The 13,884-nt window shown below is 72.3% G+C and carries 12 protein-coding genes; 6 read left to right on the top strand and 6 right to left on the bottom strand.

From position 1 onward, the window contains the following. Positions 1-69 precede the first annotated feature (69 nt). The gene (locus DTL70_RS17635; protein WP_114022909.1) at positions 70-846 is read right to left on the bottom strand and encodes an MBL fold metallo-hydrolase; all 777 of its coding nucleotides are present in this window, start codon (positions 844-846) and stop codon (positions 70-72) included. Positions 847-1,059: 213 nt separating this feature from the next. Here DTL70_RS17635 and DTL70_RS17640 point away from each other — a divergent pair, with 213 nt between their 5' ends. Continuing rightward, positions 1,060-3,183: a phage holin family protein gene (locus DTL70_RS17640; RefSeq protein WP_114022910.1), complete on the top strand. Its 2,124-nt coding sequence runs from the start codon at positions 1,060-1,062 to the stop codon at positions 3,181-3,183. A gap of 40 nt (positions 3,184-3,223) precedes the next feature. Here the strand turns inward: DTL70_RS17640 and DTL70_RS17645 are convergent, their stop codons facing one another. After that, positions 3,224-4,297: a fatty acid desaturase family protein gene (locus DTL70_RS17645; protein ID WP_114023196.1), complete on the bottom strand. Its 1,074-nt coding sequence runs from the start codon at positions 4,295-4,297 to the stop codon at positions 3,224-3,226. A gap of 153 nt (positions 4,298-4,450) precedes the next feature. Then, positions 4,451-4,768, bottom strand: coding sequence for a YrhK family protein (locus DTL70_RS17650; RefSeq protein WP_114022911.1), 318 nt, complete (start codon positions 4,766-4,768; stop codon positions 4,451-4,453). A gap of 125 nt (positions 4,769-4,893) precedes the next feature. Between DTL70_RS17650 and DTL70_RS17655 the strand changes: the two genes are divergently transcribed. The 3 genes from DTL70_RS17655 (at position 4,894) to DTL70_RS17665 (ending at position 7,019) form a co-directional block, all read left to right on the top strand. Then, positions 4,894-5,346, top strand: a complete 453-nt coding sequence (locus DTL70_RS17655; protein ID WP_114022912.1) for an RrF2 family transcriptional regulator — start codon at positions 4,894-4,896, stop codon at positions 5,344-5,346. Between the two features lie 75 nt (positions 5,347-5,421). After that, positions 5,422-6,615 (top strand): globin domain-containing protein, encoded by a 1,194-nt coding sequence (locus DTL70_RS17660; protein ID WP_245979437.1) that lies wholly within the window; start codon positions 5,422-5,424, stop codon positions 6,613-6,615. Between the two features lie 98 nt (positions 6,616-6,713). Then, the gene (locus DTL70_RS17665) at positions 6,714-7,019 is read left to right on the top strand and encodes a 4a-hydroxytetrahydrobiopterin dehydratase (RefSeq protein WP_114022913.1); all 306 of its coding nucleotides are present in this window, start codon (positions 6,714-6,716) and stop codon (positions 7,017-7,019) included. Positions 7,020-7,174: 155 nt separating this feature from the next. Here the strand turns inward: DTL70_RS17665 and DTL70_RS17670 are convergent, their stop codons facing one another. After that, positions 7,175-8,011, bottom strand: coding sequence for an aldo/keto reductase (locus DTL70_RS17670; protein ID WP_114022914.1), 837 nt, complete (start codon positions 8,009-8,011; stop codon positions 7,175-7,177). A gap of 168 nt (positions 8,012-8,179) precedes the next feature. Then, a complete protein-coding gene (locus DTL70_RS17675) occupies positions 8,180-10,006 on the bottom strand; it encodes an AMP-dependent synthetase/ligase (RefSeq protein ID WP_114022915.1) in 1,827 nt (608 codons plus the stop codon). A 334-nt stretch (positions 10,007-10,340) separates the two neighbouring features. On the opposite strand from DTL70_RS17675, the gene DTL70_RS17680 reads away from it, so the two are divergent. Next, positions 10,341-11,420 (top strand): bile acid:sodium symporter family protein, encoded by a 1,080-nt coding sequence (locus tag DTL70_RS17680; RefSeq protein WP_114022916.1) that lies wholly within the window; start codon positions 10,341-10,343, stop codon positions 11,418-11,420. 26 nt (positions 11,421-11,446) lie between these two features. Here the strand turns inward: DTL70_RS17680 and fdhD are convergent, their stop codons facing one another. Then, positions 11,447-12,289: a formate dehydrogenase accessory sulfurtransferase FdhD gene (gene fdhD, locus DTL70_RS17685; RefSeq protein ID WP_114022917.1), complete on the bottom strand. Its 843-nt coding sequence runs from the start codon at positions 12,287-12,289 to the stop codon at positions 11,447-11,449. A 295-nt stretch (positions 12,290-12,584) separates the two neighbouring features. On the opposite strand from fdhD, the gene DTL70_RS17690 reads away from it, so the two are divergent. Beyond that, positions 12,585-13,766 carry an ROK family transcriptional regulator gene (locus DTL70_RS17690; RefSeq protein ID WP_114022918.1) on the top strand — a complete coding sequence of 394 codons (1,182 nt, stop codon included), beginning with the start codon at positions 12,585-12,587 and terminating at the stop codon, positions 13,764-13,766. Positions 13,767-13,884 lie beyond the last annotated feature (118 nt).

Raw genomic sequence — 13,884 nt, forward strand, 5'->3', positions numbered from 1 at the left:
TCAGGTCCGCCGTGGCGCCCGCACTCAGGCTGGTCAGGCCCGCGCTCAGTCCGTCGGTGAGCGCACCGTTCACCTGTCCGCCTCCAGCCGCACGCATTCGCCGTGCCCCAGCAGATGCACCGTGACATCGGGTGCGGGGTGGGTGGCCAGCCGTTTGAACTCGAGGCCGGGGGAGTGGAACTCGTGCGGCCTGACCGCGTCCATACCGACCGGCCAATAGGTGCCGAAGTGCACCGGCACCGCGCTGCGCGGCCGCAGCCGTGCCAGGGCCTCGGCCGCCCGGCCCGCGTCCAGGTGGTCGGCGCCCAGGAACGGGCCCCAGCCGCCGACGGGCAGCAGCGCCGTGTCGACCGGGCCGACGGCCTGTGCCATGCCCTCGAACAGCCCGGTGTCCCCGGCGAAGTAGGTGCGCTCCTCGCCTTCGATGACGTATCCCAGCGCGGGGACGGCGTGCCGTCCCACCGGCAGCCGGCGGCCGTCGTGCGAGGCGGGCACCGCGCGTACGGTCACGGGTCCGGCCTCCACCGTCTGGTCCGGCGCCACCTCGGTCAGCTCCAGCCGCCGCGCCACCCGCCGCAGTCCCGGCACGGCGCGCCGCGCGCCGAGTGGCAGCACGACGCGGGTGCCCTCGGTCAGCCTGGCGAGCGACCCGAGGTGCAGATGGTCGGCGTGCAGGTGCGAGATGAGCACCAGGTCGGCCCGTGCCGCCTGTGGCGGCGGCAGCGCGCCCCGCCTGCGGCGCAGATGAGCCAGGCGGCGCACCAGCAGCGGATCGGTGAGCACCGTGACCCCCGAGTCCCGCACGGTGGCCGTGGCGTGTCCCCACCAGGTGATCTCGACCGGCACGTGCGCTCCTCCTCCCGCTCGCTGCTCCGTCCTGCTCGCGGTCCCCGTCGCCGGGTGTCCGCTGGGTACGAGCCTAAGCGTGCGACGGCGCTGACCGGCCGCCGCCTCCACTTCGAAGGGCGATCCGGGCGCGGTACCTGACTGTGTAAAAGTGGAGGATGTCCCAACAGGGGAGGATGTCCCCTCGGGCGAGAGGGAGGTGACCTGACGGACGTGCGCGTTCCCCGGATTCCGTGGCGCAGGCTGGGCGTGACGGCGTTGCGCGTCACAGCGGTCTGGCTGGTCAGCACCCTGACCATGCTCGTCCTGGCGGGCGTGCTGCCCGATTTCCGCCTCCAGTCCGCCAGCGGAGACAGCGCCACCGTGATCGGTGTCACGGCCGCGGCAGGTGCCGGCGCCTTCGGGCTGCTGAGCGCTCTGGTGTGGCCGCTGCTGGTGCGCGCCTTCCTGCTCGTGCCCGCCCTGGTCCTGGGGCTGCTCGTCTTCTTCCTGAACGGGTCGCTGCTGTGGCTGGCGCTCTCCCTGGTCCCGTACGGCAGTGGCAGCACCGATCCGACGATGGCCGTGGTCGTGGCGGCCGCCATGTCGGCGGCGTCCTCGGCGACCAACGCGTTCCTGGCGGTGCGGGACGATCGCGCCTACCGCCGCAGGCTGGCACGGATAGCCGTCCGCCGGCAGCGCAGGGAGGGCAGGTATGAGCCGCCCACCACACCGGGAACGGTCTTCCTCCAGCTCGACGGCCTGGGGTACGAGGTACTCAAGGAGGCGCTGGAGGCGCCCGAGGGCGGGGAGCCGCTGATGCCCGCCGTGGCCGCGCTGTACGGGCGGTCCCACAGGCTCACCCGCTGGCGTACCGACTGGTCCAGCCAGACCGGCGCCAGCCAGCTGGGCATCCTGCACGGCAGCAACGAGGACGTCCCCGCCTTCCGCTGGTACGAGAAGGAGAGCGGCGAGGTCGTCGTCAGCAACCGGCCCACCAGCGCGGCCGAACTCCAGCGCCGGGCCATGGAGCGCACGGGAGACAAGGGGCTCCTCGCCCAGGACGGCGCCAGCCGGGGCAACCTGTTCACCGGCGGCGCCCGGCAGGTGGCACTGGTGCTCTCCGTCGCGGCGCGCCGGGGCAAGGAGACCCGCTCCCGCGCCGGGTACTTCGCCTACTTCTCCGATCCCGCCAACGCCACCCGCACCGCCGTCTCGTTCGCCGCCGAGGTCGTGCGCGAGATGGTCCAGTCCACGCGCGCGCTGCTGCGCCGTGAGCGTCCTCGGGTGGGCCGCGGCGGGCTGTACCCGTTCATCCGGGCCTTCGCCACCGTCGTCGAGCGGGACGTGGTGGTGGCCGCCGTGCTGGGGGACATGCTCAGCTGCCGCACCGCCGTCTACGCCGACCTCGTCGGCTACGACGAGGTCGCCCACCACTCCGGGCCGCGCGGACGGGACACCCGGCAGGTGCTGCGCCGCCTCGACCGGTCGGTCCAGTTGATCGCCAAGGTCGCCGCGCGGGCTCCGCGCCCGTACCGTCTGGTGCTGCTGTCCGACCACGGCCAGAGCTTCGGCGAGACGTTCGAGGAGGCGTACGGGCTGTCGCTGGAGGAGCTCGTGCGTGCGGGCAGCGGGCTCCAGGTGCCCCGGCGTGCCGGGCGGACGGCCAGCGGCTCCGAGGCCCGCGCCTCGGCACGTGCGGCACTGCGGTGGCCGGAGGAGCGCGGCCAGGAGGTCCCGCGCATGCCGGACCGCGACCGGGGGCCTGTGGTGCTGGCCTCCGGCAACCTGGGCCTGATCTCCTTCCCCGACGTGCCCGGGCGGCTGTCCAGGGAACGGATCGAGGAGCTGCGGCCCGCGCTGCTGCCGACGCTGACCGAGCACCAGGGGATCGGTTTCGTGCTGGTGCGCAGCGCCCGGCACGGCCCCGTCGTACTGGGCGCGGGCGGCTGCGAACACCGGCTCCTGACCGGCGAGGTGGTCGGTCCGCGCGACCCGCTCGCGCCGTTCGGATCCGGTGCGGCCCAGGCCGTACTGCGGACGGCCCAGTTCCCGCACGCGCCCGACATCATGGTCAACTCCGCGTTCGACCCGGCGACGGGCGCGGTGCACGCCTTCGAGGAGCAGGTCGGCTCGCACGGTGGGCTGGGCGGCGAGCAGAGCCACGCCTTCCTCCTCTCCCCGCTGGAGTTGTCTCCCCCGGTCGGACCGGGGGAGGAGCTGGTGGGCGCCCAGGCGATCCACCGGGTGCTGCGCCGCTGGCTGACCGAGTCCGCCGAGCCCCATCTCGTGCCGGGCCCCTCGCCCCTCGCCGCCCCGGGGCCTGAGAGGAACCAGCCGCTCTCCCCGACCCCCTGACCCCGCCCACAGGCCGCGTGCCGTGACGTGCGCGGCGGCTTCAGGCCCGGTCGCGGTCGCGGATCGGGGCACCCACGTCACGCAGGTGGCGCAGTGCTTCGCGCCAGGACGCCGCCAGCCCCGTCTCGTGGTAGGAGATGCCCAGCTCGGCACAGTAGTCCCGGACCAGCGGCCGCGCCTTGCGCAGATGCGGCGTCGGCATGCTGGGGAAGAGGTGGTGCTCGATCTGGTAGTTGAGTCCGCCGAGTGCGACGTCGGTGAGCAGCCCGCCCCGCACGTTGCGGGAGGTGAGGACCTGGCGGCGCAGGAAGTCGGGCCGCTCGTCGCCCTTGAGGGTGGGCATGCCCTTGTGGTTGGGCGCGAAGATGCTGCCCAGGTACACGCCGAAGACGGCGTGGTGGACGAAGAGCACGGCAAGGGCCATGCCGGCGGGCAGCGCGGTGAAGAGCGCTGTCAGGTAGCCGGCCGTGTGCAGGAGGAGCAGGCCGCCTTCGAGCCACCGGCGCTTCATGTGCGGCCGGCGCAGCGCGCGGAAGCTGGAGACGTGGAGGTTGAAGCCTTCGAGTGTCAGCAGGGGGAAGAACAGCGCGGCCTGGTGCCGTCCGATGAAGCGGGGCAGTCCGCGCGCCTCGCTCGCCTGCTCCTGTGACCAGACGAGGATGTCGGGCGCCACGTCCGGGTCGAGGTCCTCGTGGTTGGGGTTGGCGTGGTGGCGGGTGTGCTTGTTCATCCACCAGCCGTAGGACATGCCGATGCACAGGTTGCCCACCGCGCGGCCGAAGGTCTCGCTGGCGCGGCGGCCGCGGAAGACCTGCCGGTGTGCGAGGTCGTGGGCGACCAGCGCCAGCTGTCCGTAGACCAGGCCGAGGTATCCGGCGACCGCGAGTTGCCACCAGGAGGTGCCCACGGTGAACAGGGCGACCCAGCCCGCCACGAACGCCGCGGCGACCAGGGTGAGGCGCACGGTGTAGTAGAGCGGCCTGCGGGTCAGCAGACCCGCGGCGGAGATCCGGTCGGCGAGCCGGGAGAAGTCGCTTCCCTGGCGGGCCCTGCGGGCGCCGGCGGTGGCGTCGGCGGCGGGGCGTGGGCGGGCCGTGTCGGTCGCTGTCGTCATGTCCCCGAGCCTTCCGGCCGTGCCGGTGTGCTGACAGCCGCGCAGCACGCCTCTCCCGCCGGGGGCCTGGCCTCCAGGCCCGGTGTAGCTAGCTACACCGGGCATCCGGGGTATCCCTGATGCCCGCTTTCGGGGAGGTCCCGTAGGGGGCGGTCAGTAGTCCTGGTCGGAGGCGGTGAGGGCGCCGGAGTCGTCACCGCTGCCGCGCAGCCGCTGGAGGTGGAGCTGCCGGGTGAGCCGGATGGCGGGCCTGATCATCAGCTCGACGCTGCCGAGGACGAAGCACCAGGTGCCGGTGTGCGTCCACGCGGGGGAGAAGAACATGATGCTGCCGATCAGGAACCAGGCGGCGATCAGCGCGTCGTTGGCGACGCTGGCCGCCTCGTAGCGCTGCCGGACGACGAGTTCCGCGTGGCCGATGTGCAGGGTGAGGCTGGCTGCCCGGTGGCGCCGGGGCGGGTTTTGGGGCACGGGTCAGACGCTAGTGGAGGCGGGCGGTGCGGGCGTGGTGCGACGAGCCGGTGGCGGTTCCGCGGGAGAACGCCCCGCAGGCACAAAATTTGCACAACAGATTCACATTTAATTAGGGTGCTGTCATGCGGTTGGCGAAGTCGACGGATCTGGCACTGCGTGTGGTGATGCGGCTGGCGGTGGCGGGTGACGAGTTGTGTGTCGCCCGGCAGGTCGCCGACGACATGGCCGTCCCGTACAGCCACCTCGCGAAGGTGGTCAACCGCCTCCAGCACCTCGGCGTGGTGGAGACCTGGCGCGGCCGGGGTGGCGGCCTCGCGCTCACCTCGGCAGGGCGGACCGCGTCGGTGGGCTGGCTCGCGCGCGAGTTCGAGGGCGCGGGCGACGTGGTGGAGTGCGAAGGCGACGACCCGTGCCCGCTGCACCGGGCCTGCCGGCTCCGTTCGGCCCTCCGCTCCGCGCAGGAGGCCTTCTTCGCCACTCTCGATCCGCTGACCGTCTCCGATCTCGTCCGGTCGCCCACAGGGCCTGTCCTGCTGGGAATGGTGGGCCGGGGCCCGGGCGGCGCGGCCGGCTGAGCGCGTGTCCCCCGGGGGAGCAGCGGCGTGCCGCGCCGTTGAATATGAATCTGATATGCAAGTTTGGAGTGTGCTGTGAGCACTGGCCTGTCCCAGAAGTCCGCCGAGATCGTCCGAGCCACTCTCCCGGCCGTCGCCGAGGCGATCGACGAGGTCTCGGGGCTCTTCTACCGCCGGATGTTCGCGGCGCACCCCGAACTCGGCACCCACCTGTTCAACCGGGGCAACCAGGCGTCCGGCACCCAGCGGCAGGCGCTCGCCGGCTCCATCGCCGCGTACGCCACGGCACTGGTCACCCCCCAGGGACGGCTCCCCGAGGGCATGCTGACGCGTATCGCGCACAAGCACGCCTCGCTCGGCATCGCGCCGCAGCAGTACGAGATCGTGCACACCCACCTGTTCGCGGCGCTGGGCGAGGTGCTCGGCGACGCCGCGACCGACGAGGTGGTCACCGCCTGGGACGAGGTGTACTGGCTGATGGCCGACACGCTGCGGGAGGCCGAGCGCGGGCTCTACGCGCAGGCCGGAGTGGCGGCGGGCGAGGCCGGCGGAACCTGGCGCCCCTGGGAGGTGGTCGAGCGGGTCGAGGAGACGGACGAGACGGCCACGTTCCGTATCCGGCCCGCGGACGGCCGCCCCGCCCCGCGTTTTCGCGCGGGGCAGTACGTCTCCGTCCGCGCCGAACTGGCCGACGGCGCCCGGCAGATCAGGCAGTACAGCCTCAGCGGCGCACCAGGCGACCCCGTCCACGCCGTGACCGTCAAGCGCGAGCTGCGCCCGGGCGCGCCCGCGGGCGAGGTCTCCCAGCACCTGCTCGACCACGTGCGCGCCGGCTCCCGCCTTGAGGTCTCGGCGCCGTACGGCGACCTGGTGTTGCGCACCGAGGACGCGCACACCCCCGTGCTGCTCGCCTCGGCGGGCATCGGCTGCACCCCGCTCCAGGCGATGCTGCACCAGCTGGTCGACGAGGGACACCAGGGCCCTGTCCTCTCCCTGCACGCGGACCGCACACCGGGCGACCACGCGCTGCGCGAGGAGCGGGAGCGCCTGCTGGCCAAGCTCGCCGACGCGCACGCCCACACCTGGTACACCGACCGCGACGGCCGCATGGATCCGGCCGCGGTGACCCTCCCGGCCGGGCTGCGCGCCTACCTGTGCGGACCGCTGCCCTTCATGCGCGCCTTGCGTGCCCAGCTGCTGGAGGGCGGCGTCGCGGCGGACCGCATCCACTACGAGGTCTTCGGGCCCGACATGTGGCTGGCCGGCTGACGGTCTCGGCGCAGCGCCCGCGGGGGCCGGACGGCGACCGCCGCGGCGTGGCAGGCTGACAGGCAGAGGCAAGCACCGTTCGGAAGGAAGGGCATCCCATGGCGCCGCAGCCGCTGACCCCCGAGGAGACCGAGCAGGCGCTGGCCGGTCTGCCGCACTGGACGACCGACGGCGACAGCGTCTCCCGCTCCTACGCGCTGGCGGGCCACCTGCCGGCCGCGGCGATGGCCCTGCACATCGCCGCCGTCCAGGAAGAGCTCAACCACCACTCCGAGCTGACGCTCGGTTACAACTCGCTGTCCGTCACGGTCAACACGCACAGCGTCGGCGGGAAGATCACCGAGCTGGACGTGGCGCTGGCCCGGCGTATCGAGGAGCTCGCTCCGGGACACGGCGCGAGCTGACGGCCGAAGCCGGGCCCACGGCGCGGCTCGGTCCTTGACGCCACATGCCCGGTGGCACCCCCGAGGGTGCCACCGGGCACGTGGTGGTGAGCAGTCCGGTCCGCATCAGGACACGGGCGGCGTGCGGCGCGGACCCGGCCGCGCCGGGGAGGGGATCAGCCCTGCCAGTTCATGTCGTCCGGGTCGGGGCCCAGCCGGGTGTCCGTGTTGAGGGTGGCGATCTCGGCCATGTCCTCGCTGGTGAGCTCGAAGTCGAACAGGTCGAAGTTCTCGCGCACCCGCGCGGGGGTGACCGACTTGGGGATCACCACGTTGCCCAGCTGCAGGTGCCAGCGGAGCACCACCTGGGCGACGGTCTTGCCGTGCTTGCCCGCGATGCCGGTCAGCGTCGGGTCGTCGAGCACGTCACCGCCCTGGCCGAGCGGGGACCAGGCCTCGGTGGCGATGCCGTGGTCGGTGTGGTAGGCGCGGGGCACCGACTGCTGGAGCCGCGGGTGCAGCTCGATCTGGTTGAGGGCAGGGACGGTGCCGCCCAGCTCGATCAGCCGGTTGAGGTGGGCCGGCTGGAAGTTGGAGACGCCGATCGCGCGGGCGCGCCCTTCGGCGTAGATCTTCTCGAACGCGCGCCAGGTGTCCGCGTACTTGTCGACCTCGGGCATCGGCCAGTGGATGAGGTAGAGGTCCACGAAGTCGAGGCCGAGCTTGGCCAGCGAGGCGTCGAAGGCGCGCAGGGTCGAGTCGTGGCCCTGCTCGGAGTTCCACAGCTTGGTGGTGACGAACAGCTCGTCGCGCGGCAGACCCGAGTCGGCGAGGGCGCGGCCCACGCCTTCCTCGTTCTCGTACGCCGCGGCCGTGTCGATGCTGCGGTAGCCGGACTCCAGCGCCGTGGTCACCGCCGTGGCCGCCTCGTCGGCGGGCACCTGCCAGACGCCGAAGCCGAGCTGCGGCATCTCGACGCCGTTGTTGAGCGTGGTGGTGGGAACGTTGCTCACGCGAGGGGTCCTTACGTTTGTTTCGGGTTCTCTTCGTGCTTGCCCCCCATCTGAACGCTCGGTGCCCGGCTTCTGTTCCTTCCCGGTTCCTCCCCGGCACCCGGCGCCCGTCCACCCGGGGTACCCAGGATCCGGGCGACCTCAGCCCCCGCGCCCCGCACCGGGCGGTCAGCCCCGGTACAGGGCCTCTATCTCGGCGGCGTAGGCCGTTTCGATCGCGCCCCGCTTCAGCTTCATCGACGGCGTGAGCAGCCCGTCCTCCTCCAGGAAGGGCCGGGCCAGTATCCGGAAGGTGCGGATGGACTCCGCCTGCGAGACCTGGGTGTTCGCCGCGACGACGGCCCGCCGCATCTCCCGCTCCAGATCCTCGTCCCGCAGCAGCTCGGCCGGGTCCAGACCCGGCTTCTCCCGCATCGCCAGCCAGTGCTGCACGGCTTCCTCGTCGAGAGTGAGCAGCGCGGACACGTACGGCCTGTCGTTGCCCAGCACGATGCACTGGCCGACCAGCGGATGCTCCCGCACCCTCTCCTCCAGCGGCCCTGGGGAGACGCTCTTGCCGCCGGAGGTCACCAGGATCTCCTTCTTGCGGCCGGTGATCGTCAGGTAGCCCCGGTCGTCCAGGGAGCCCAGGTCGCCGGTGGCCATCCAGCCGCCGCGCAGGGAGTTGCGCGTGGCGTGCGGGTTGTTGAGGTAGCCGCCGAAGATCTGCCCGCCGTGCAGCAGGATCTCACCGTCCTCGGCGATCCGCACGGTGGTGCCGGGGATCGGCTGTCCCACCGTGCCGAAGCGGGGGCGCTCGGGCGGGTTGGCGACGGCGGCGGCCGTGGTCTCGGTCAGCCCGTACCCTTCGAAGATCCGCATGCCCGCGCCGTCGAAGAACAGCCCCAGCCGCCGTTCCATGGCCGAGCCGCCCGACATCGCGTACCGGCAGCGGCCGCCCATCGCCTCCCGCAGCTTGGTGTAGACGAGCCTGTCGTAGAGCTGGTGCTGCATGCGCAGCGAGGCGCCGGGGCCAGGCCCTGTACCGAACGCCTTGTGTTCGAGCGCCTCCGCGTAGCGGATCGCCACGTCCACGGCCTTCTCGAAGGGGCCCAGCTTGCCGTCGGCCTCGGCCTTGCGGCGGACGCTCTGGAAGATCTTCTCGAACAGGTGCGGTACCGCCTGGATGAAGGTGGGGCGGAAGGCCCGCAGGTCGGGCAGGAGGGCCTTGGCCGTCATCTCCGGCTGGTGCCCCAGCTTGATCCCGCCGCGCACGGCGGCGACCTCCACCATCCGTCCGAAGACGTGGGTCAGCGGCAGGAACAGCAGCAGAGAGCCCTGCTCCCCCTGCTTGGCGCCGAAGACCTGGTCGTAGCGGGCGACGATGTTGTCGGCCTCGGCCATGAAGTTGGCGTGGGTGAGCACGCAGCCCTTGGGCCGCCCTGTGGTGCCGGAGGTGTAGATGACGGTGGCGGCGGTGTCCGGGGTCAGTGCCAGCCGGTGCCGGTGGACGACCTCGTCGTCCAGGTGCGCGCCGGCGGCGACGATCTCGTCCATGGCGGCGGCGTCCAGCTGCCACAGCTTCTTCAGCCGCGGCAGCCCGTCGACGACGGAGCCGATGGTCATCGCGTGGTCCTCGTGCTCGACCACCGCGGCGGTCACCTCGGCGTCGTGCAGCATCCAGGCGACCTGCTCGGCCGAGGAGGTGGGGTAGACGGGGACGGGCTGGGCGCCGATCGACCACAGCGCGAAGTCCAGCAGCGTCCACTCGTAGCGCGTACGGGACATCAGCGCGACGCGGTCCCCGAACCGGACGCCCTGGGCCAGCAGGCCCTTCGCCACCGCGACGACCTCGTCGCGGAACCGGGCCGCGGTCACCTCCTGCCACTGTCCCTGCGGGTCCTTGCGGGCCAGCAACGGCAGGGCGGGACGCTCGTCGGCGTGCGCGAAGACGGCGTCGGCCAGCCCGCCCACCTGGGGCTCCGTCGCCAACGCGTCAACGGTGAACTCGCGCAAAGACTCTGCTCCTCGACTGCACAGCGCCACATGGGGCGGTGCGAGTGACCGTATCCGATCGGGCACCATGATCGGCAGGGAGTCCCCGCAGGTCAGTCGGTCAATTGAGGACAGTTCGACGGCGGGTGAGGGGATCGCCGCCAAGTCGTCGCCCGACCCGTCGGGTTTCTGCACCGAACCTTCGCGACGCTTCGCAAATCTTCGCGAAAGCGGGAGGGGGTCCGCGCGGCGCGGCGAGAAGTGCGGGGGAGCGCCACGGGTGCGGGGCCGCGGGACGCAGGGCGAGGGGAGACACTTCGGAAAGGCGATTCCACCCATCGGTATCTTGGTGCCCATGCGCCGCCTCACCCGACACCTGGACCCCTACGTCCTGCTGCTGGTGACCACGGTCCTGATCGCCGTGCTGCTCCCCGCCTCGGGCGGCGTGGCCCACGGGTTCAGCTGGGCCACCAAGATCGCGGTAGGGCTGATCTTCTTCCTCTACGGGGCACGGCTCTCCACCCGCGAGGCCCTGGACGGGCTCAGCCACTGGCGGCTGCACCTGGCCGTGCTGGTGTGCACCTTCGTCCTCTTCCCCCTGCTGGGCCTCGCCTCGCACGCACTCGTCCCGTACGTGCTCACCCCCGGGCTCCAGGACGGGTTCCTCTTCCTGTGCCTGGTCCCCTCCACCATCCAGTCCTCCATAGCCTTCACCGCCATGGCACGGGGCAACGTGCCGGCGGCCATCTGCGCGGGCACCTACTCCAGCCTCTTCGGGATGGTCGCGACCCCGCTGCTGGCGGCCTGGCTCATCGGCGGCCAAGCGGCACTGTCCGCCGGCGGCCTGATAGAGATCGCCTGCCAGCTGCTCGCGCCCTTCGTCGCCGGGCAGCTCGTGCGGCGCTGGCTCGTCGGCTTCCTGACCCGCCACAAGCGGGTGCTCGGCTACGTGGACCGCTCCTCGGTGCTCCTGGTCGTCTACACCGCCTTCAGCCAGGGCATGGCGGAGGGCGTCTGGGGCCGGGTCACCCCGGCACGGCTGCTGGCGCTGCTGGGCGTCGAGGCCGTCCTGCTCGCGCTCATGCTGACCCTGACCTGGTTCGGCTCGCGCCGACTGGGCTTCGAGCGGCCCGACCGCCTCGCGATCTGTTTCGCCGGCTCGAAGAAGTCGCTGGCCGCGGGGCTGCCCATGGCCAGCGTCCTGTTCGGCGCCCAGGCCAGCGTCGCGGTGCTGCCGCTCATGCTCTTCCACCAGATGCAGCTCATGGTCTGCGCCTACCTCGCCCGCCGCTGGGCGCCCGATGAAGAAGTCGGGGAAGTCGAAGAAGTCGAGGAAGGCCAGGAAGTCGAGGAAGGCGAGGAAGAGCGGACGACGGGCGGCGGGGCGGAAGGCGCCCGGACGGGCACGCTGCCGACGACCGCACCTTCCCGGTAGGCCCCGCAGGACGTGCGCGCCCCGCCTCAGCCGGTGGCCACCGGCAGCGCCAGCCGATGCGCGCCCGCGTAGACGTTCATCGAGGTGCCGCGCAGGAAGCCGACCAGGGTCAGACCCGTCTCCTCGGCCAGGTCCACCGCGAGGGAGGACGGCGCGGAGACGGCGGCCAGCACGGGAACGCCCGCCATCACCGCCTTCTGGGCCAGCTCGAAGGAGGCCCGGCCCGACACCATCAGCAGCGCGTCCCGCAGCGGCAGCGCGCCGCTGCGCACGGCGTGTCCGACCAACTTGTCCACCGCGTTGTGGCGGCCCACGTCCTCGCGCACGTCCAGCAGCTCGCCCGTGGGGGAGAACAGCGCCGCCGCGTGCAGGCCGCCGGTGCGGTCGAAGACCCGCTGTGCCGCGCGCAGCCGCTCGGGCAGCGCCGCCAGCAGGTCGATGCCGAGGCCGTTCGGACGTTCCGCCTCCAGCTGCCAGCGCGTCGTCGTCCGTACGGCGTCCAGGCTGGCCTTGCCGCACAGCCCGCACGAGGACGTCGTGTAGACGTTGCGCTCCAGCGCGATGTCGGGGACGGGCACGCCCGGCGCCAGCCGTACGTCGACGACGTTGTAGGTGTTGCCGCCCTCGTCGCGGGCGCCGCCGCAGTAGACGATGGTGGCCAGCTCGTCCGCCGCCGAGATGACGCCCTCGCTGACGAGGAAGCCGGCGGCCAGCGCGAAGTCGTCACCCGGGGTGCGCATGGTGATGGCCAGCGGTTTCCCGTTCAGCCTGATCTCCAGCGGCTCCTCCGCCACCAGCGTGTCGGGCCGCGTACTGACGGCGCCGTCCCGCACCCGGATGACCGGGCGCCGCTCGGTGACCCTGCCCATGTCGCCTCACCTCCCTGTCCTCGACCTTAAGCGAGGAGGCTCGACCTTAAGCGAGGAGGCTCGACTTTAAGCGAGGAGGCTCGACCCTGCGCGAGGAGGCTCGACTTCCGGCGAGGAGGCTCGGCCTTGAGTGAGGAGGCGGACACCGTTGGGAGCGGTCTTTGTCCACTGGCGGGAAAAAGTCGAGCTGGTTAACGCATAACTTCTTCCCAACCCCGGCTCCCACTGCTACGTTCCCCGTGCATTCCCGGACGTGATGCCGACACAGGCGGCTGGAGGGGTAGCGGTGAGGCGCATGACTGCACGGCCCGCGAACGCGCACCAGGCGCGACTGCTCCGCCTGCTGCGTGACGGCGGCCCGCGCTCACGCGCCGAACTCGGCGACCGCGTCGACCTGTCCCGCTCCAAACTGGCCGTCGAGGTCGACCGGCTGCTGGAGACGGGCCTCGTCGTCGCCGACGGGCTCGCCGCCTCACGCGGCGGTCGCCGCTCGCACAACATCCGCCTCGCACCGCAACTGCGCTTCCTGGGCGTCGACATCGGTGCCACCTCGATCGACGTCGCCGTCACCAACCCCGAGCTGGAGATCCTCGGCCACATCAACCAGCCCATGGACGTCCGCGAGGGCCCTGTCGCGGTCTTCGACCAGGTGCTGGCGATGGTGGCCAAGCTGCGCGACAGCGGCGTCGCCGAGGGTCTCGACGGCGCGGGCATCGGCGTGCCGGGCCCCGTCCGGTTCCCCGAGGGCGTCCCCGTCGCCCCGCCGATCATGCCCGGCTGGGACGGCTTCCCCGTGCGGGAGGCGCTCAGCCAGGAACTGGGCTGCCCCGTGATGGTCGACAACGACGTGAACCTGATGGCCATGGGCGAGATGCAGGCCGGGGTGGCCCGCTCCGTGCAGGACTTCTTCTGCGTCAAGATCGGTACGGGCATCGGCTGCGGCGTCGTCGTCGGCGGCGACGTCCACCACGGCACCACCGGCAGCGCGGGCGACATCGGCCACATCCAGGTCGAGCCGGAGGGACGCCAGTGCGCCTGCGGCAACCGCGGCTGCCTGGAGGCCTACTTCGGCGGGGCCGCCCTCGCCAGGGACGCGGAGGAGGCGGCCCGCGACGGGCGCTCGGCGGAACTGGCCCGGCTGCTGGAGGGGAACGGCCGGCTCGGCGCCGCCGACATCGCCGTCGCCGCCTCCGCGGGGGACGGCACCTCGCTCGACCTCATCCGCGAGGGCGGGGCGCGCGTGGGCCAGGTCATCGCCGGGCTCGTCAGCTTCTTCAACCCCGGCCTGGTCGTCATCTCAGGTGGCGTCACCGGGCTCGGCCACACCCTGCTGGCCAGCATCCGCACCCAGGTCTACCGCCAGTCGCTGCCCCTGGCGACCGGCAATCTTCCCATCGTGCTGGGCGAGTTGGGCCAGGTCGCAGGGGTGACCGGAGCGGCCAGGCTCACCAGCGACCACCTGTTCTCCCCCGCGTAGGACCCGAGGCACGGCGCCACCCCACCGCGCACAGCGGCCCCCCGGTCCGCCCGCGCAAGCACCACACCGCACGAGCACCACCGCACGGCGCAGCTCCACGCACCACCGCACGGCGCAG

Source organism: Streptomyces diacarni (assembly GCF_003323715.1).
Lineage (GTDB): Bacteria > Actinomycetota > Actinomycetes > Streptomycetales > Streptomycetaceae > Streptomyces > Streptomyces diacarni.